The organism is Bacillus sp. FSL W7-1034 (genome assembly GCF_038593365.1).
Taxonomy (GTDB): domain Bacteria; phylum Bacillota; class Bacilli; order Bacillales; family Bacillaceae; genus Bacillus; species Bacillus altitudinis.
The window spans coordinates 601,137-619,281 of the sequence record NZ_CP151989.1; the positions used below are offsets into that span (position 1 = coordinate 601,137).

Here is an 18,145-nt window from a genome sequence, read left to right on the forward strand (position 1 = left end):
GCATCCGGTTAAGCTTTTTCTATTAGAAAAACCATCTAGCTGTGCCCATCAGCATGACGCCTACTAGAACGGTGAGGGACAAGCTTTTTGTCCAAATAGCGATTAACACAGTTGGAACCAAGACAGCAAGGTACATCCAGTGAATGGTGACGCCTGCTGTAGTATGTATGAAAAGATGCTCTGCAATCAAAGCGGTAAATATACAAATAGGGATAAACGATAACCATTTGAGCACCACTTCTGGCATCTGGATACTCCTTACAAATAAAAATGGAACGACTCTTGGGATGATAGTCACAATCATACAGCCAAGAATGAGCCATAACATAAAACTACTAATCATTTATCTGTCACCACCCCAATAGTGGCAACAAGCACAGTTGCCAACAAAACAGCCACGTGTGAAGGAACAAAATGAAGCAGCACAAACATCGCAACAAACATATATAAAACAAGTGACAAGCGATGGGTTAGCTTATTTTTTGGCACCGTCTGTAAAGAAAGAATGAGCAGCGCAGCAAACATCGCGGATAGGGCAAAATCAAGACCAAGCGCCTCTGGATTTGAAATCCAGTGTCCGAATATTCCGCCAAGTGTACATGCAGCAATCCAGCATAAATAAGCTGTAATATTCAGTCCATGCATCCATCTGTTATTCAATTTTCCTTGCTGTGCTAATTTATTCATCGCTACGCCAAAGGATTCATCAGTAAGCAGAAGACCAAACCCGATGTTCTGCTTTACAGAGTAGCGTGTAAAATGGGGGGCAAGCGTAAGGCTGAGTAACAAATGCCGTAAATTGACAATGAACGTGGTGAAAATAATAGCGGAAAGGGGGCTTCCTGTCACAAGTAATGCACAGATGATAAACTGTGAAGCGCCAGCATAAATAAAGATAGAGAGCAGCGCGATTTCCCATATACTTAACTGCGAACTAATGCCAACAATTCCAAAGGCAAACCCAATGCTCATATAACCAAGCAAGGTTGGCACACAATCTTTTATTCCCTCAAGAAACGGTTCGTTTCCGGCAGTGGGAATGTGTTTCCTAGCTTCAACATCCAAAGACCTCTACTCCTTTTCTGTGTAAACATCAATTGTTTTACTTACTATAAGAAAACGAATTCATCATGTCAATCCTATTGAACTTCTATTATATGAAGAAACATGGGTGATAAAAAAGGATTGAAGTGAACCAGATTTTGTTATAAAGTAATCAGAAAATAAAAACAATTGGGGTGACTGATATGCAATGGAAGCCTTTATTTGAACATGATGTACCAAATCACCTCCGTCCATAACGGAGAGTGATCTCCGTTTGTGGATATCGCAGTGAATATATCCAGTAACGGAGGGGAAAAAATGAATGAAAAATATATAGGAGCCCTTTACTTAGCGTTAGCTGCTAGTATTTGGGGCGGTATGTATGTAGTGGTCAAAGTAACAGTTGCGGTGGTCCCGCCACTTGAGCTTGTCTGGATGAGATATGCAATAGCTGGAGTCGTTCTTGTGTTCACGATTTGGCGTTTGGGTTACTCTTTTCGATTAGACAAAAAGGATATCCCGCTGATTGTGGCGATTGGATTGATTGGCAACTTTCTTTCGATCGTGACCCAAGAAATTGGCACAATGTATACGTCTGCACAAATGGGTGCCGTCATCACATCGGCCACACCTGCTTTTATGGTGCTTTTCGCTTTCTTTCTATTAAAAGAATCTTTCACAATGAGAAAGTGTGTCTCCATTCTGCTTGCTACAGTAGGTGTACTGATGATGATTGGGCCTGTCGCTGTTCAAACGGATGAGTTTGTTGGCGGTCTTTCACTGGTTATTGCTGCATTAACATGGGCGCTCATGTCTGTTCTTTTGAAACGAGTTCCAGGAAAGTATCCTCAAGTAGTGACGACAACATATGCGATCATTGTGGCCTTTATCGTGTTAACACCACCTGTCTTGTTTCGTTTGCCTCATCTTGATGTGCAGCAAATGGCAAGACCGGAAATATGGGGCGGCATTCTGTATCTAGGTATCATCTCAACGGCCCTTGCTTTCTTTTTGTGGAATAGAGGGCTTCAACTGATGGACGCTTCAAGCGGTGGTCTTTTTTTCTTCTTTCAACCAATCGTTGGCACGGTCCTTGGATGGATGCTTCTAGGTGAAGAGATGGGCTTACGTTCGTTTGTTGGGATTTTGTGTATTTTCGCAGGTGTATATACTGTCCTGCGTCAGAGAGAGTAAGACGAGATTCCCCTTGGAGAAGGGGAATTTTCTTTACAATGAATAGATGAGAGACTCATAGAAGGTGAAGGTGAGCAGGATGATCCAGTATCCGCATTTGAAAAAGGGACAAACAATTGGTGTGACAGCACCATCCTCAGGTGTACAATCCTCTTTGCATGAGATGTTTCAACTGTCTTGCGATCGGATGAAAAAAAGAGGCTATGAAGTCATATGTGGAGAGACAGTATGGCAGCAGGAAAAAGCGAAATCAGCCCCTGCGATCAAGCGAGCAAATGAGTTACAGCGGATGATGAATTGTCATGAGATTGACCACATCATCCCGCCATGGGGTGGACAGCTGCTTATTGAAGTGTTAGAGCATCTTGATTTCTCAGTGATGCAAAAAAAGTGGATTCTTGGTTACTCAGATACAAGTCTCCTTCTATTAGCTTTGACCTTAAACACTGGCATTGCGACAGCGCATGGACCGAACCTTGTGGATCTTCAGGGGGAAGAGCTTGATCAGGTGACGGCTATGTGGGAACAAATACTTTCCACTCCAGAGAAAAAGGACGTTACTCAATTTTCTTCTGATATGTATCAAAAGGAATGGCAGTATGACCATCCAAGCATTCATGTCTTTCATTTAACCGAGCCAACCGCATGGCGTACTGTTGATCACTTAGAGACGACGATGAAGGGAAGACTGATGGGTGGCTGTATTGATGTGATCCGGCACTTAGCTGGCACGCCTTTTGGAGATGTCAAAGCTTTTCAAGAAACATACCTGAAAGGTGAACCCATTCTATGGTATTTTGAAAACTGTGAATTAAATGCTGCGAGCATGAAGAGGTCTCTTGTTCAATTAAAACTAGCAGGCTGGTTTGATCATTGCTCTGGCATCATGTTTGGCAGGAGTGCAGTGGACACTCCTGTGGAAGGATATGAATATACGGATCTATATGAAGAATTGCATAAAGAATTACACATACCGATTGTTTACGATATTGATTGTGGACACGTACCGCCGCAAATGACCCTCATTAACGGAGCATATGCGGAGGTGCAGTTGCAACAAGAAGGTAAAGCCGTGCTGAAGCAGACATTTTTGCCATAAAAAAAGGAAAGGGCGACCCCTTTCCTTCATAAAAAACATTACATTCCTTTTGTTTCTTCACCTGCTTTTGGAACTTCCCATGCAGACTCTCGGAATACTTTTTCCCATTTAGAAACGACAATACAGGCAACCGCATGTCCAGGAACATTCACGCCTGTTCGAGCCATATCCATAATCCGGTCAACCCCGGCGATAATAGCGACACCTTCTGCTGGCAGACCTACTGCATGAGCTGTTGCCAAAAGAACAACAAGTGAGCCAGACGGGACAGCTGCAATGCCTTTACTTGTTAAAACAAGGACAAGCATCATGAGGAGCTGCTGTGATAAACTCATATCGACACCAAACGCTTGTGCAAGAAACACACAGGAAACCGATAAATATAAACTTGAACCATCGCAATTAAGAGAAAGACCTGACGGGATGACGAAGGAAACGATTCTTTTTGGGCAGCCGTATTTCTCCATCCGTGACATGAGCTGTGGAAGAACAGTTTCTGTACTTGTAGTAGAAAAGGCAACCAAAAACAAATCCCAAATCATTTTCAACACTTCGAAGTAGTTAAAACGGAAGATCAGTGCGACAAGAGGGAACAAAACAAATAGAATAATAAACAATCCTAAGAAGACAGTGCCAACAAGTTTCATCATAGGAATGAGTAAAACAATGCCGTATTGTCCGACAGAAGCTGCCATTAATGCTAAAACTCCAATAGGAGCTGTCACCATGACCATTTGTGTGAGCTTAAACATAATTTGTGCTACTGATTCAAAGAAGGTAAGGACAGGAGCGGAAGCTTTCCCAATGCCGCTTGCGGCTACACCGAATAAAATAGCGAAGAAAATCACTGCTAGTAAATCATTCTGAGCCATGACATCGATGATATTGGTTGGAATGATGTCTAAAACCATCTGTTTAAAATCGACGACCTTTTGAGTATAACCATCGAGTTCCCCAATATCTTTCTTAGCTAATTGAGAGAAATCGAGTCCAACGCCTGGCTTTAACACGTTGGCCAATAAAAGCCCGATTCCAAGAACGATGGTCGTAATGACTTCAAACCAAATGATTGTCTTTAATCCGAGACTGCCCATTTTCTTCATTCCACCGCTGCCAGCTGCGCCGATGACAATCGTAGAGAAAACAATAGGGACTACAATCATTTTAATCAATCGGATAAAGCCATCCCCAATGGGCCGCAGTGCCATTCCGAAATCAGGGAAGAAGTGGCCGATAAGAGCTCCTATCACCAAAGCGATCATGATTTGAAAAGCGACAAACTTTTTCATCATCTCCTACCTCCTTTAAATGCATGGGAAATATTAAGAATTTTCCAATAAATAAAAATTCTAGGTGACCATGTTTTGTCCTCCTTTGGATTTAGAAAGATTTTATTTAAGAATCATTAGAATTATGAAGAAAGAAATGAAAATAGGGCGATTGAAACTCTATTTATCTAACAAAAGAGCACTTCTTAAAAAACATTAAACTTTTTTAGAAAAATGTATTGACCCTTTTGTATGATCCATGGTATATTTTTATTCGTCGCTGATGACGCATCTGAAACACTGATGCTCAGACAGATACGACAAACAAACTTTAAAAAGATGTTGACTTAATAAAAACGATATGTTAAGATAATTAAGTCGCCTGATTAAGCGCCCGTAGCTCAATTGGATAGAGCGTTTGACTACGGATCAAAAGGTTAGGGGTTCGACTCCTCTCGGGCGCGCCAATAACATTTAACCACGCGGGTGTAGTTTAGTGGTAAAACCTCAGCCTTCCAAGCTGATGTCGTGAGTTCGATTCTCATCACCCGCTCCATTTTAAAAAAATGATCTTTGAAAACTAAACAAGACAAAACGTACCTGTTAATTCGAATTTTTATAAAAAATCCTATGATACATCATAGGTAGTCAGTCAAACGCTGACGAAAAACAAAACTTCGGTTTTGTATTTTTTCGGAGAGTTTGATCCTGGCTCAGGACGAACGCTGGCGGCGTGCCTAATACATGCAAGTCGAGCGGACAGAAGGGAGCTTGCTCCCGGATGTTAGCGGCGGACGGGTGAGTAACACGTGGGTAACCTGCCTGTAAGACTGGGATAACTCCGGGAAACCGGAGCTAATACCGGATAGTTCCTTGAACCGCATGGTTCAAGGATGAAAGACGGTTTCGGCTGTCACTTACAGATGGACCCGCGGCGCATTAGCTAGTTGGTGAGGTAACGGCTCACCAAGGCGACGATGCGTAGCCGACCTGAGAGGGTGATCGGCCACACTGGGACTGAGACACGGCCCAGACTCCTACGGGAGGCAGCAGTAGGGAATCTTCCGCAATGGACGAAAGTCTGACGGAGCAACGCCGCGTGAGTGATGAAGGTTTTCGGATCGTAAAGCTCTGTTGTTAGGGAAGAACAAGTGCAAGAGTAACTGCTTGCACCTTGACGGTACCTAACCAGAAAGCCACGGCTAACTACGTGCCAGCAGCCGCGGTAATACGTAGGTGGCAAGCGTTGTCCGGAATTATTGGGCGTAAAGGGCTCGCAGGCGGTTTCTTAAGTCTGATGTGAAAGCCCCCGGCTCAACCGGGGAGGGTCATTGGAAACTGGGAAACTTGAGTGCAGAAGAGGAGAGTGGAATTCCACGTGTAGCGGTGAAATGCGTAGAGATGTGGAGGAACACCAGTGGCGAAGGCGACTCTCTGGTCTGTAACTGACGCTGAGGAGCGAAAGCGTGGGGAGCGAACAGGATTAGATACCCTGGTAGTCCACGCCGTAAACGATGAGTGCTAAGTGTTAGGGGGTTTCCGCCCCTTAGTGCTGCAGCTAACGCATTAAGCACTCCGCCTGGGGAGTACGGTCGCAAGACTGAAACTCAAAGGAATTGACGGGGGCCCGCACAAGCGGTGGAGCATGTGGTTTAATTCGAAGCAACGCGAAGAACCTTACCAGGTCTTGACATCCTCTGACAACCCTAGAGATAGGGCTTTCCCTTCGGGGACAGAGTGACAGGTGGTGCATGGTTGTCGTCAGCTCGTGTCGTGAGATGTTGGGTTAAGTCCCGCAACGAGCGCAACCCTTGATCTTAGTTGCCAGCATTTAGTTGGGCACTCTAAGGTGACTGCCGGTGACAAACCGGAGGAAGGTGGGGATGACGTCAAATCATCATGCCCCTTATGACCTGGGCTACACACGTGCTACAATGGACAGAACAAAGGGCTGCGAGACCGCAAGGTTTAGCCAATCCCACAAATCTGTTCTCAGTTCGGATCGCAGTCTGCAACTCGACTGCGTGAAGCTGGAATCGCTAGTAATCGCGGATCAGCATGCCGCGGTGAATACGTTCCCGGGCCTTGTACACACCGCCCGTCACACCACGAGAGTTTGCAACACCCGAAGTCGGTGAGGTAACCTTTATGGAGCCAGCCGCCGAAGGTGGGGCAGATGATTGGGGTGAAGTCGTAACAAGGTAGCCGTATCGGAAGGTGCGGCTGGATCACCTCCTTTCTAAGGATATATGGAGCAGCGTACGTTTTTCGTCTTGTTTAGTTTTGAAGGATCATTCCTTCAAACATGTCTCTAGCGAGACAGGATTGTTCTTTGAAAACTAGATAACAATAAGTAATACATTCACATTGAATGCAATGCAAAGTTCATCACACATAGTGATTCTTTCTAAAGTAAGAAATGGTTAAGTTAGAAAGGGCGCACGGTGGATGCCTTGGCACTAGGAGCCGATGAAGGACGGGACGAACACCGATATGCTTCGGGGAGCTGTAAGCAAGCTTTGATCCGGAGATTTCCGAATGGGGAAACCCACTGCTCGTAATGGAGTAGTATCCATACTTGAATACATAGAGTATGAGAAGGCATACCCGGGGAACTGAAACATCTAAGTACCCGGAGGAAGAGAAAGCAAATGCGATTCCCTGAGTAGCGGCGAGCGAAACGGGAACAGCCCAAACCAAGAGGCTTGCCTCTTGGGGTTGTAGGACACTCTATACGGAGTTACAAAGGAACGATATAAGCGAAGAGGTCTGGAAAGGCCCGCCAAAGAAGGTAACAGCCCTGTAACTGAAATGTTGTTCTCTCCAGAGTGGATCCTGAGTACGGCGGAACACGTGAAATTCCGTCGGAATCCGGGAGGACCATCTCCCAAGGCTAAATACTCCCTAGTGACCGATAGTGAACCAGTACCGTGAGGGAAAGGTGAAAAGCACCCCGGAAGGGGAGTGAAATAGATCCTGAAACCGTGTGCCTACAAGTAGTCAGAGCCCGTTAACGGGTGATGGCGTGCCTTTTGTAGAATGAACCGGCGAGTTACGATCCCGTGCAAGGTTAAGCAGAAGATGCGGAGCCGCAGCGAAAGCGAGTCTGAATAGGGCGCATGAGTACGTGGTCGTAGACCCGAAACCAGGTGATCTACCCATGTCCAGGGTGAAGTTCAGGTAACACTGAATGGAGGCCCGAACCCACGCACGTTGAAAAGTGCGGGGATGAGGTGTGGGTAGGGGTGAAATGCCAATCGAACCTGGAGATAGCTGGTTCTCTCCGAAATAGCTTTAGGGCTAGCCTCAAGGTAAGAGTCTCGGAGGTAGAGCACTGATTGGACTAGGGGCCCCTACCGGGTTACCGAATTCAGTCAAACTCCGAATGCCGATGACTTATCCTTGGGAGTCAGACTGCGAGTGATAAGATCCGTAGTCGAAAGGGAAACAGCCCAGACCGCCAGCTAAGGTCCCAAAGTATACGTTAAGTGGAAAAGGATGTGGAGTTGCTTAGACAACCAGGATGTTGGCTTAGAAGCAGCCACCATTTAAAGAGTGCGTAATAGCTCACTGGTCGAGTGACTCTGCGCCGAAAATGTACCGGGGCTAAACGTATCACCGAAGCTGCGGACTGTTCTTACGAACAGTGGTAGGAGAGCGTTCTAAGTGCAGTGAAGTCAGACCGGAAGGACTGGTGGAGCGCTTAGAAGTGAGAATGCCGGTATGAGTAGCGAAAGACGGGTGAGAATCCCGTCCACCGAATGCCTAAGGTTTCCTGAGGAAGGCTCGTCCGCTCAGGGTTAGTCGGGACCTAAGCCGAGGCCGAAAGGCGTAGGCGATGGACAACAGGTTGATATTCCTGTACCACCTCCTCACCATTTGAGCAATGGGGGGACGCAGGAGGATAGGGTAAGCGCGGTATTGGATATCCGCGTCCAAGCAGTTAGGCTGGGAAATAGGCAAATCCGTTTCCCGTGAAGGCTGAGCTGTGATGGCGAGCGAAATTTAGTAGCGAAGTTCCTGATTCCACACTGCCAAGAAAAGCCTCTAGCGAGGTGAGAGGTGCCCGTACCGCAAACCGACACAGGTAGGCGAGGAGAGAATCCTAAGGTGATCGAGAGAACTCTCGTTAAGGAACTCGGCAAAATGACCCCGTAACTTCGGGAGAAGGGGTGCTTCTTAGGGTGTTAAAGCCCCGAGAAGCCGCAGTGAATAGGCCCAGGCGACTGTTTAGCAAAAACACAGGTCTCTGCGAAGCCGTAAGGCGAAGTATAGGGGCTGACGCCTGCCCGGTGCTGGAAGGTTAAGAGGAGCGCTTAGCGTAAGCGAAGGTGCGAATTGAAGCCCCAGTAAACGGCGGCCGTAACTATAACGGTCCTAAGGTAGCGAAATTCCTTGTCGGGTAAGTTCCGACCCGCACGAAAGGCGCAACGATCTGGGCACTGTCTCAACGAGAGACTCGGTGAAATTATAGTACCTGTGAAGATGCAGGTTACCCGCGACAGGACGGAAAGACCCCGTGGAGCTTTACTGCAGCCTGATATTGAATGTTGGTACAGCTTGTACAGGATAGGTAGGAGCCTTGGAAACCGGAGCGCTAGCTTCGGTGGAGGCATCGGTGGGATACTACCCTGGCTGTATTGACCTTCTAACCCGCTGCCCTTATCGGGCAGGGAGACAGTGTCAGGTGGGCAGTTTGACTGGGGCGGTCGCCTCCTAAAATGTAACGGAGGCGCCCAAAGGTTCCCTCAGAATGGTTGGAAATCATTCGCAGAGTGTAAAGGCACAAGGGAGCTTGACTGCGAGACCTACAAGTCGAGCAGGGACGAAAGTCGGGCTTAGTGATCCGGTGGTTCCGCATGGAAGGGCCATCGCTCAACGGATAAAAGCTACCCCGGGGATAACAGGCTTATCTCCCCCAAGAGTCCACATCGACGGGGAGGTTTGGCACCTCGATGTCGGCTCATCGCATCCTGGGGCTGTAGTCGGTCCCAAGGGTTGGGCTGTTCGCCCATTAAAGCGGTACGCGAGCTGGGTTCAGAACGTCGTGAGACAGTTCGGTCCCTATCCGTCGCGGGCGCAGGAAATTTGAGAGGAGCTGTCCTTAGTACGAGAGGACCGGGATGGACGCACCGCTGGTGTACCAGTTGTTCTGCCAAGGGCATCGCTGGGTAGCTATGTGCGGACGGGATAAGTGCTGAAAGCATCTAAGCATGAAGCCCCCCTCAAGATGAGATTTCCCATTCCGCAAGGAAGTAAGATCCCTGAAAGATGATCAGGTTGATAGGTCTGAGGTGGAAGCGTGGTGACACGTGGAGCTGACAGATACTAATAGATCGAGGACTTAACCTATATTCTAATGTGAAAAATGAACATTGTTATCTAGTTTTGAGAGAACATTCTCTCCATCAGGTTTGGTGGCGATAGCGAAGAGGTCACACCCGTTCCCATACCGAACACGGAAGTTAAGCTCTTCAGCGCCGATGGTAGTTGGGGGTTTCCCCCTGTGAGAGTAGGACGCCGCCAAGCTTGTCATTTTATATCGTCGCGGGGTGGAGCAGTTCGGTAGCTCGTCGGGCTCATAACCCGAAGGTCGCAGGTTCAAATCCTGCCCCCGCAACCAAATTATTTTACCTATTAAATATGGAGTACTCATTGAGTACAGCCAAAATGGTCCGGTAGTTCAGTTGGTTAGAATGCCTGCCTGTCACGCAGGAGGTCGCGGGTTCGAGTCCCGTCCGGACCGCCATTTTTATGACTTGTAAACGAAAACGTATAGTTTCGTTTTTTTTTATGTCTTTTTCTTTCAATAAGTATCCTAGATGCAATGAAACTCCTTGTGTTTGGCTACACTAAATGTGATAAGAAAAGATCATGACTTCAACAAACATCGCCTGGTTTTTTTATACCAGGCTTTCTTTATATCGTTTTTAGTTGGAACCGAGGCTCATATTCGCTACACTAATACTAACTGTGTCTGACATCATGTTTGCTCAATCAGTTGATTGTATGAAGGGGCTGTCTTTTATGGATGAATTTGATCTTATTCGCCGAATTACACCAAAAGAAACGCATCAGCGTTCTTTGGTCATGGGCATCGGTGATGATGCTAGTGTTTATCAACCTCATTCACATTGTGAAGAGGTCGTTTGTGTTGATACAATGGTAGAGCATGTCCATTTTCGATTTGATTTTTCCACACCCTTTGAGGTTGGATTTAAAGCGCTGGCAGTGAATATCAGTGATATCGCAGCCATGGGAGGAACCCCTAAGTATTATCTTGTATCAATCGCGATCCCGCCTCATGGGGATGAAGCAATTGTCGCAGCTTTTTACGAGGGAATGAAAGCATTGGCTGACACATATCATATGGATTTAATCGGTGGAGATACTGTAGCCACCCGCAGTGACTTTGTCATCACAGTAACGGTCATTGGTGAGATTCCAAAGGGAACAGCTTGTTACCGTCATAGTGCTCAGACAGGAGACGTTGTCTTTGTCACAGGTGAACTAGGTTCATCAGCTGCTGGGCTATCCCTTTTAATGAATGAAGTAAATGCTGCACATTCGATTGACACTGCTTTTTTTCTAGAGCGACACAAAATGCCGCAGCCGCATATTGCTGCTGGCCTTATTTGTTCAAGCTTCCCCCGGGTGACCTTGAATGATGTAAGTGACGGATTAGCGAGTGAGCTGAACGAAATAGCGGAGGCCAGTCGTGTAACGCTGGAAATTGAAGCTGATCAGCTCCCAAAACATCCACATCTACCGTTGTTACATAAAGAGTGGCTTGAATGGGTCTTGTTCGGTGGAGAGGATTTTGTCTTAACTGGTACGATCCCTGAAACGGATTGGCAGCGATTTGAGACGCAATGTAAAAAAGATCACATTCAGGTCACGCGTATTGGACAAGTCAAAGATGATCGAGCGTCCAGCGTTATTTTAAAAGACCATGATCAACAAACAATTTTAATGAAAAAAGGATATAATCATTTTAAGAAATGAGGTGACTCCACCATGAAGTTAACGTGGACAACAAAAGGTGCGGATGAGACGAAACGAATTGCTGCTGCCTTGGCTACACTTGTGATGCCCGGCGATGTCTTAACATTAGAAGGAGACTTAGGCGCAGGTAAAACGACTTTTTCAAAAGGTTTTGCAGAAGGCTTAGGTATTACCCGTATCGTCAACAGCCCTACTTTTACAATTATTAAAGAATATACGGATGGCAGACTGCCACTTTATCATATGGATGTGTATCGTATGGAAGATGCGGAAGAAGATTTTGGACTGGGCGAATATTTTGAGGGGGAAGGTGTATGTTTGGTTGAATGGGCACATCTCATTGAACCTCAATTGCCTTCATCGTATTTAAAAATTGAAATGCTGAGAACAGAACGTGAAGAAGAACGTCATCTCACGTTTTATGCAAAAGGGGAGCGCTATGAGGCCCTTTGTAAGGAGATGAAAGACATTGACCATACTGGCAATTGATACGTCAAACCATACACTCGGAATAGCTCTTGTCCGTGATGACACTGTGGTTGGGGAAAGTATTACGTACTTAAAGAAGAATCATTCAGTACGAGCAATGCCGACAGTTGAAGCATTGATGAAAGAATGCGGCGTAGCACCGAACGAATTAAGCAAAATTGTTGTAGCCAAAGGACCCGGTTCTTACACTGGCGTTAGAATCGGTGTGACCATTGCAAAAACACTTGCTTGGACGCTGTCTATCCCGATAACTGCTGTTTCAAGTTTAGAAACGCTGGCGGCAAATGCTCGATATTTTGATGGAATGATTTCTCCTATATTTGATGCAAGAAGAGGACAAGTTTATACAGGGTTATATACATTTGAAGGTGGAAAGATAAAAGAAGCGAAACCAGATCAAAATATCCTGCTCACTGATTGGCTTCAAGAGCTGAAAAAGGAAGGGAACTCTGTTTTATTTCTTGGACATGATGTGCATCTTCATCAAGAGAATGTTCTCTCCATACTTGGAGAAACTGCTGTGATCGCAGACGAGGCATTTCATAACCCAAGACCTTCAGTGCTCGCATTTTTAGGGGCAGACCGCCCTGCTGAAGATGTCCATCAGCTTGTTCCTAATTATATTCGTTTGGCAGAAGCGGAAGTGAAATGGCTTGAAGGACAAAAATAATCTCAACACAGTAGAGATGCGAAGAATGACAGTAGAGGACATCCCAGAGGTATATACGATTGAAGTGCATTCGTTTACAGCGCCTTGGAAAAAAGAGTCGTTTGTCTATGAAATTCTCCATAACCAATACAGCCATTATTTCCTCATTGAAGAAGATGGTCAGCCTGTTGGGTATTGTGGCGTTTGGATTGTCATGGATGATGCACAAATTACGAATATTGCGATTCTCCCTGAGCACCGGGGAAAAGGATACGGGGAAGCGCTGCTTCGATATGTCATGGAATTTTGCAAAGAAAAAAAGACAGATCATCTTTCACTAGAAGTGCGGGTATCAAATACGCCAGCACAATCCCTTTATGAAAAGCTAGGTTTTAAACCAGCTTCTATTCGAAAGAATTATTATACGGATAACGGGGAAGATGCATTAGTCATGTGGGTGAAGATAAATGAGTGAAAAAAAAGATCGATTCATATTAGGTATAGAAACAAGCTGTGACGAAACAGCTGCGTCCATTGTGAAAAATGGGAAAGAGATCGTAGCGAATGTTGTCGCCTCACAAATAGAAAGTCATAAACGATTTGGCGGCGTGGTACCAGAAATCGCTTCAAGGCATCATGTGGAACAAATGACGATCGTATTAGAAGAAGTCATGACGCAGGCCAATATGACCTTTCAGGATTTAGACGCCATTGCTGTGACAGAAGGTCCGGGCTTAGTTGGTGCACTTTTGATAGGTGTCAATGCAGCCAAAGCATTGAGTTTTGCACATCAAATTCCGCTTGTTGGTGTTCATCATATTGCTGGACACATTTATGCGAACCAGCTCGTTGGTGAACTGGTGTTTCCTTGTTTAGCTCTAGTCGTCTCTGGTGGGCATACTGAGCTTGTTTTGATGAAAGAGCATGGGTCTTTTGAGGTCATTGGTGAAACGTTGGATGATGCGGCTGGAGAAGCGTATGACAAAGTAGCTCGGACAATGGGTCTGCCATATCCAGGGGGACCTCACATTGATCGATTGGCACATGAAGGGGAGCCAACGATTAAGCTTCCTCGAGCATGGCTTGAAGAAGGGTCTTATCATTTTAGCTTCAGCGGTTTAAAATCAGCGGTTATCAACACGTTACACAATGCGTCTCAAAAGGGCGAAACCATTGCGCCAGAGGATTTGGCTGCAAGTTTCCAAGAAAGCGTGATTGAGGTGTTAGTCGGAAAGACATTAAAAGCGGCTGAAGCGTATGGTGTGAAACAAGTCGTTCTAGCTGGCGGGGTTGCTGCCAATAAAGGTCTTAGAGAAGCCCTTACTTCAGCATTTGCGAAGTTGCCTGAAGTGAATGTCATGATTCCGCCATTGTCTCTTTGTACAGACAATGCAGCCATGATTGCTGCTGCGGGAACCATTGCATTTGAAAAGGGAATAAGAGGCGACATGGCAATGAACGGTCAACCTGGACTGCCGCTTGTCTCCTATGAATAAGAACTCCTGTGGATACAGGAGTTTCAGCGTGTAGACAAACCCTCGCATTCTTTGTCAGTCCTGCGTGCTGGTGCTCACGAATATGAAATTCGCTCCGCGCCAGTACTCGTCCTTCCTAGGGCTGCAAAGGTTTTCTATCACGCTGAAAAGAAGACAAAGGGCTAAAATCAAGTTCATTTTAGCCCTTTGTCAAAAATTTGGAACTCCTGTGAATATACAGGAGTTTTTTCTATTGAAATGAAAGCGATTTATTCACATGTAAACGTTATATATCCACAATTGTTAGAAAATTCGTTTTAAAATGAAGATAATGTGTATAAATGTGATCTTTTATGTGGATATGTGATTAAAATACTGTGGATAAAGTGGATAACTTTAAAATATTTAAGAATAATCAAGATGTTATTGTGGGTATCATTGTGGATAAATATTCTCACCTTAAAATAGAGCACCCGTTAGGGCACTCTTTATGCATCTGATAGATCTTCCCATTCCGCAAAAAGTGATTCCATCTCTTGATTGAGCGCATCATTTTCTGTTTGAATGGCTTGTACTTTCTCGTGATCTTGGAAAATAGCAGGATCACATAGAAGCTCTTCGTTTTCACCGAGCTTGTCTTCGATGACAGCGATACGCTCTTCAATTTCTTCAATTCGGCGCTGCTTTTGTCTTTCTTTCTTTTTGAGTTCTTTCTCTTCTGCATAGGAAAGTTTTGCTGTTTCTACTGGTTTTTCTGATTGTTTTTTATGCGTCTCCTGAGTTTGGAGTGCTTCAAGCTCTAATTGTTCGTTTTTCTTTTCAAGATAATAGTCGTAGTCACCAAGGTATTCTTTTGTTTCATTTGGTGACAACTCGAGAACTTTTGTTGCCAAGCGATTGATAAAGTAACGGTCATGCGAAACAAACAAGATGGTGCCTGGATAATCTATTAGTGCATTCTCTAATATTTCCTTACTGTCCAAATCAAGATGGTTCGTCGGCTCATCGAGAATGAGGAAATTGGCTTTTTGGAGCATCAGCTTTGCCAGTGCAAGTCGTGCTTTTTCTCCACCGCTTAATGCATGTACAGGCTTTAAGACGTCATCACCTGAAAAAAGGAAGTTTCCTAAACAAGTCCGAATGTCTTTTTCAGTCATATGGGGATAATCATCCCAAAGTTCATTTAACACTTTTTTGGAGGATGTCAGCTTGGCTTGTTCCTGATCATAGTAGCCAATCGTCACATGAGAACCAAAGCTGATCTCGCCTTTTACTGGTTTTAACGTATCCGTTAAGGTTTTTAAAAGAGTTGATTTCCCGATACCGTTAGGACCGATGAGTGCCACGCTATCTTCACGTTTAATATGAAAAGATAGGGAGGAGAGGAGCGGCGTTTTTTGATCGTAACTAATATCGAGATCATGCACCTTCAGCACGTCATTTCCGCTTTGCCTCATAATATCGAAATGGAAGTTTGCGGATTTTTCATCTCCTAACGGCTTATCTAAACGATCCATCCGTTCCAGCTGTTTCCGCCTGCTTTGAGCACGCTTTGTGGTGGAGGCTCTTGCTAAGTTGCGATCCACGAAATCTTGAAGCTTCGAAATTTCTTCTTGTTGTTTTTCATACAGCTTCATATCACGCTCTAGCTGCTCAGCTTTTTGGTCAAGATACTTGCTATAGTTCCCAGCGAACTTTTTCATCGCTGTTCTTGACACTTCATATACATGGTTCACGACTTTGTCTAAGAAGTATCGGTCATGGGAAACGATAAGGATGGCTCCTGTATAATTTTGCAAATACTGCTCAAGCCATGATAAGGTATCAATATCTAGATGGTTGGTTGGCTCATCCAAAATCAAGAGTTCTGGTTTCATCAATAATAGCTTTCCAAGCGCTAGACGGGTTTTCTGACCGCCGCTTAAGGATTGGACGGTTGTATGATCTTCAAAATGACTAAAGCCGAGTCCGTGTAAAATGGAGCGGACATCTGCTTCATATTGATAGCCGCCTTGATCTTTAAATGCTTGCTGCAGCCTGTCATAGGTTTTCATTAGAGAATCTAATTCTGTTCCTGTGGAAGAAGCCATTTTCTCTTCTATGGTTCTCATCTCTTGTTCCATTTCTTTTAAATGATCGAAAACGGATAGTAGTTCGTCTTTTAGCGTACGTGTAGACGTCACATCTGTATGCTGTGCTAGATATCCAATGGATAGGTCTTTCGGTTTGATGATCTCACCTTGTTCGTAAGACATTTGACCGGCAATGATTTTTAAAAGCGTGGATTTTCCTGCACCGTTACGACCGACAATGGCAATACGATCCCTCGCTTTGACTTCCAATTTTATATTCGTTAAAACGGTATCAGCGCCAAACGATTTGGACAGCTGATTCACTTGTAGAATCATCATGTAACTTCACCTCTGCTATAATATGTTAAGTGTAGCTTATCAGCAGTAAACCGGCAAATCTTACATACGGCTGCCATGGTCAAATGAAAGACAGATAGGAAAAAATAGTGTATGATTTGAGTGAGGGAGCGTTGAAAGATGAGTCAATTTAGCCACTTTAACGAACAAGGAAGAGCAAAGATGGTCGACATTAGTGACAAATCGTCTACAGTGAGAACTGCCGTTGCTGTTTCAAGCGTTCGTATGATAAAAGAAGTATTTCATCAAATACAAAAGCATGACATTGGAAAAGGGGATGTATTATCTGTCGCACAGGTAGCTGGCATCATGGCAGCAAAGCAAACGTCCAGCATCATTCCAATGTGTCATCCGCTTGCATTAAAAGGTGTCGATATCTCCTTTGATTGGGAGGAAGACGGAAATGCGTACATTCTGAACATACAAGTACAGGTGAAAACAAAAGGAAGTACGGGTGTGGAGATGGAAGCGCTCACTTCTGCCTCAGTATGTGCACTGACCGTTTATGACATGTGCAAAGCAATAGACAAAGGGATGATCATCGGCCCGACCTATCTAGTAGAAAAAACAGGCGGGAAAAACGGTGATTTTCACAGAGCATCTGATATTTAAGTTGGAGGATCTTATATGAATATAGACCAGTCAAAAATTCCACAAGCGACAGCCAAACGTTTGCCGCTTTACTACCGTTTTTTAAAAAATCTGCATGCATCAGGAAAACAAAGGGTGTCATCGGCAGAGCTTAGTGATGCAGTCAAAGTGGATTCTGCCACCATTCGCCGAGATTTTTCTTACTTTGGTGCACTTGGGAAGAAAGGGTATGGCTATAATGTCGATTACCTCTTGACCTTCTTTAGAAAGACCCTTGACCAAGATGAAATGACGAATGTCATGCTCATCGGTGTCGGGAATTTAGGGACTGCTTTTTTACACTATAATTTCATTAAAAATAATAATACAAAAATTTCAATGGCTTTTGACGTCAATGAGAGTAAAATAGGAAGTGAGATAGGCGGCGTGCCTGTCTATGATTTGGATAAGCTTGAAGAGCATGTGCAAGAGGTAGGAGATATTCCTGTTGCGATTTTGACAGTGCCTGCCGTAGCAGCTCAATCCATTACAGATCGTTTGATTGCCCTTGGCATCAAAGGAATCCTTAACTTTACGCCGGCTCGATTGAATGTGCCGGAACACATTCGAATTCATCATATAGATTTGGCGGTTGAACTTCAGTCTCTTGTGTATTTCTTAAAGCATTACTCTGTTACACAGGAGGACTGACGAAAAGGGGTAAAGGGGGTGGAGCAAATGGGTCCGATCGGTCCTGGAAGTTTGGTTCTGATTGCGGTTGTTGCGCTCATTATTTTTGGGCCGAAAAAGCTTCCTGAATTAGGAAGAGCAGCAGGAGATACATTACGTGAATTCAAAAATGCCACAAAAGGTTTAGCTGATGATCAGGAAGAAAAAAAGAAAAAAGAAGATCAGTAGAATAG

Annotated in this window: 14 protein-coding genes, 4 tRNA genes and 3 rRNA genes; 17 read left to right on the forward strand and 4 right to left on the reverse strand. The window is 44.9% G+C overall.

The window, feature by feature from the left end; all coding sequences use genetic code 11:
• Window positions 1–22 precede the first annotated feature (22 nt).
• Together NST73_RS02975 and NST73_RS02980 are read right to left on the reverse strand one after the other, a co-directional pair.
• Window positions 23–343, reverse strand: coding sequence for an AzlD domain-containing protein (locus tag NST73_RS02975; protein WP_041092890.1), 321 nt, complete (start codon window positions 341–343; stop codon window positions 23–25).
• A complete protein-coding gene (locus NST73_RS02980) occupies window positions 340–1,065 on the reverse strand; it encodes an AzlC family ABC transporter permease (protein ID WP_007496390.1) in 726 nt (241 codons plus the stop codon). The genes NST73_RS02975 and NST73_RS02980 overlap by 4 nt, the downstream gene beginning before the upstream one ends.
• A 297-nt stretch (window positions 1,066–1,362) precedes the next feature.
• Between NST73_RS02980 and NST73_RS02985 the strand changes: the two genes are divergently transcribed.
• On the forward strand, window positions 1,363–2,238 hold the full coding sequence (locus NST73_RS02985; RefSeq protein WP_058336355.1) for a DMT family transporter: 876 nt from the start codon (window positions 1,363–1,365) through the stop codon (window positions 2,236–2,238).
• Between the two features lie 79 nt (window positions 2,239–2,317).
• Window positions 2,318–3,337: a S66 peptidase family protein gene (locus NST73_RS02990; protein ID WP_058336354.1), complete on the forward strand. Its 1,020-nt coding sequence runs from the start codon at window positions 2,318–2,320 to the stop codon at window positions 3,335–3,337.
• 38 nt (window positions 3,338–3,375) lie between these two features.
• Here the strand turns inward: NST73_RS02990 and gltP are convergent, their stop codons facing one another.
• On the reverse strand, window positions 3,376–4,626 hold the full coding sequence (gltP, locus tag NST73_RS02995) for a glutamate-aspartate/proton symporter GltP (RefSeq protein WP_024719154.1): 1,251 nt from the start codon (window positions 4,624–4,626) through the stop codon (window positions 3,376–3,378).
• Window positions 4,627–4,995: 369 nt separating this feature from the next.
• Between gltP and NST73_RS03000 the strand changes: the two genes are divergently transcribed.
• The 12 genes from NST73_RS03000 to tsaD all read left to right on the forward strand — a co-directional run bounded on the left by NST73_RS03000 (window position 4,996) and on the right by tsaD (window position 14,244).
• A tRNA-Arg gene (locus tag NST73_RS03000) sits at window positions 4,996–5,072 on the forward strand.
• A gap of 15 nt (window positions 5,073–5,087) precedes the next feature.
• Window positions 5,088–5,161 (forward strand) — tRNA-Gly (locus NST73_RS03005).
• A 134-nt stretch (window positions 5,162–5,295) separates the two neighbouring features.
• Window positions 5,296–6,844 (forward strand): 16S ribosomal RNA (locus NST73_RS03010).
• 182 nt (window positions 6,845–7,026) lie between these two features.
• Window positions 7,027–9,957, forward strand: a 23S ribosomal RNA gene (locus tag NST73_RS03015).
• Between the two features lie 61 nt (window positions 9,958–10,018).
• Window positions 10,019–10,134: ribosomal RNA gene (gene rrf, locus NST73_RS03020) — 5S ribosomal RNA — on the forward strand.
• The 16S, 23S and 5S rRNA genes sit together here with 4 tRNA genes alongside, the layout of an rRNA operon.
• A 17-nt stretch (window positions 10,135–10,151) precedes the next feature.
• Window positions 10,152–10,228, forward strand: a tRNA-Met gene (locus NST73_RS03025).
• A 49-nt stretch (window positions 10,229–10,277) separates the two neighbouring features.
• A tRNA-Asp gene (locus tag NST73_RS03030) sits at window positions 10,278–10,354 on the forward strand.
• Window positions 10,355–10,632: 278 nt separating this feature from the next.
• Window positions 10,633–11,610 (forward strand): thiamine-phosphate kinase, encoded by a 978-nt coding sequence (gene thiL / locus NST73_RS03035; RefSeq protein WP_342499365.1) that lies wholly within the window; start codon window positions 10,633–10,635, stop codon window positions 11,608–11,610.
• Window positions 11,611–11,622: 12 nt separating this feature from the next.
• Window positions 11,623–12,099, forward strand: a complete 477-nt coding sequence (gene tsaE, locus NST73_RS03040; protein WP_342499366.1) for a tRNA (adenosine(37)-N6)-threonylcarbamoyltransferase complex ATPase subunit type 1 TsaE — start codon at window positions 11,623–11,625, stop codon at window positions 12,097–12,099.
• Window positions 12,080–12,769, forward strand: a complete 690-nt coding sequence (gene tsaB / locus NST73_RS03045) for a tRNA (adenosine(37)-N6)-threonylcarbamoyltransferase complex dimerization subunit type 1 TsaB (protein ID WP_061418121.1) — start codon at window positions 12,080–12,082, stop codon at window positions 12,767–12,769. The genes tsaE and tsaB overlap by 20 nt, the downstream gene beginning before the upstream one ends.
• A 25-nt stretch (window positions 12,770–12,794) precedes the next feature.
• On the forward strand, window positions 12,795–13,223 hold the full coding sequence (gene rimI, locus NST73_RS03050; protein WP_008344382.1) for a ribosomal protein S18-alanine N-acetyltransferase: 429 nt from the start codon (window positions 12,795–12,797) through the stop codon (window positions 13,221–13,223).
• Window positions 13,216–14,244: a tRNA (adenosine(37)-N6)-threonylcarbamoyltransferase complex transferase subunit TsaD gene (gene tsaD, locus NST73_RS03055; protein ID WP_017359857.1), complete on the forward strand. Its 1,029-nt coding sequence runs from the start codon at window positions 13,216–13,218 to the stop codon at window positions 14,242–14,244. The genes rimI and tsaD overlap by 8 nt, the downstream gene beginning before the upstream one ends.
• Window positions 14,245–14,711: 467 nt before the next feature.
• On the opposite strand, the gene NST73_RS03060 is transcribed toward tsaD, so the two are convergent.
• Window positions 14,712–16,634, reverse strand: coding sequence for an ABC-F family ATP-binding cassette domain-containing protein (locus tag NST73_RS03060; RefSeq protein ID WP_342499367.1), 1,923 nt, complete (start codon window positions 16,632–16,634; stop codon window positions 14,712–14,714).
• Window positions 16,635–16,772: 138 nt separating this feature from the next.
• Between NST73_RS03060 and moaC the strand changes: the two genes are divergently transcribed.
• The 3 genes from moaC to NST73_RS03075 are packed head-to-tail and all read left to right on the forward strand — an operon-like array spanning window position 16,773 to window position 18,140.
• Entirely contained in the window at window positions 16,773–17,264 is a 492-nt protein-coding gene (gene moaC / locus NST73_RS03065; RefSeq protein ID WP_026050052.1) for a cyclic pyranopterin monophosphate synthase MoaC, read from the forward strand.
• 15 nt (window positions 17,265–17,279) lie between these two features.
• Entirely contained in the window at window positions 17,280–17,933 is a 654-nt protein-coding gene (locus NST73_RS03070) for a redox-sensing transcriptional repressor Rex (protein WP_008355687.1), read from the forward strand.
• A 27-nt stretch (window positions 17,934–17,960) separates the two neighbouring features.
• Complete coding sequence (locus NST73_RS03075) at window positions 17,961–18,140, forward strand: twin-arginine translocase TatA/TatE family subunit (protein ID WP_008344374.1); 180 nt, start codon at window positions 17,961–17,963, stop codon at window positions 18,138–18,140.
• The last annotated feature ends 5 nt before the right edge of the window (window positions 18,141–18,145 follow it).

What these genes read in the sequence shown, in the direction of transcription:
- NST73_RS03060 (WP_342499367.1), bottom strand. Translation starts at nt 16,634, where the DNA reads ATGATGATTCTACAAGTGAATCAGCTGTCCAAATCGTTTGGCGCTGAT.
- NST73_RS03075 (WP_008344374.1), top strand. Translation starts at nt 17,961, where the DNA reads ATGGGTCCGATCGGTCCTGGAAGTTTGGTTCTGATTGCGGTTGTTGCG.
- NST73_RS02990 (WP_058336354.1), top strand. Translation starts at nt 2,318, where the DNA reads ATGATCCAGTATCCGCATTTGAAAAAGGGACAAACAATTGGTGTGACA.
- moaC (WP_026050052.1), top strand. Translation starts at nt 16,773, where the DNA reads ATGAGTCAATTTAGCCACTTTAACGAACAAGGAAGAGCAAAGATGGTC.
- NST73_RS02975 (WP_041092890.1), bottom strand. Translation starts at nt 343, where the DNA reads ATGATTAGTAGTTTTATGTTATGGCTCATTCTTGGCTGTATGATTGTG.
- tsaE (WP_342499366.1), top strand. Translation starts at nt 11,623, where the DNA reads ATGAAGTTAACGTGGACAACAAAAGGTGCGGATGAGACGAAACGAATT.
- gltP (WP_024719154.1), bottom strand. Translation starts at nt 4,626, where the DNA reads ATGAAAAAGTTTGTCGCTTTTCAAATCATGATCGCTTTGGTGATAGGA.
- NST73_RS03070 (WP_008355687.1), top strand. Translation starts at nt 17,280, where the DNA reads ATGAATATAGACCAGTCAAAAATTCCACAAGCGACAGCCAAACGTTTG.
- thiL (WP_342499365.1), top strand. Translation starts at nt 10,633, where the DNA reads ATGGATGAATTTGATCTTATTCGCCGAATTACACCAAAAGAAACGCAT.
- NST73_RS02985 (WP_058336355.1), top strand. Translation starts at nt 1,363, where the DNA reads ATGAATGAAAAATATATAGGAGCCCTTTACTTAGCGTTAGCTGCTAGT.
- tsaD (WP_017359857.1), top strand. Translation starts at nt 13,216, where the DNA reads ATGAGTGAAAAAAAAGATCGATTCATATTAGGTATAGAAACAAGCTGT.
- rimI (WP_008344382.1), top strand. Translation starts at nt 12,795, where the DNA reads ATGACAGTAGAGGACATCCCAGAGGTATATACGATTGAAGTGCATTCG.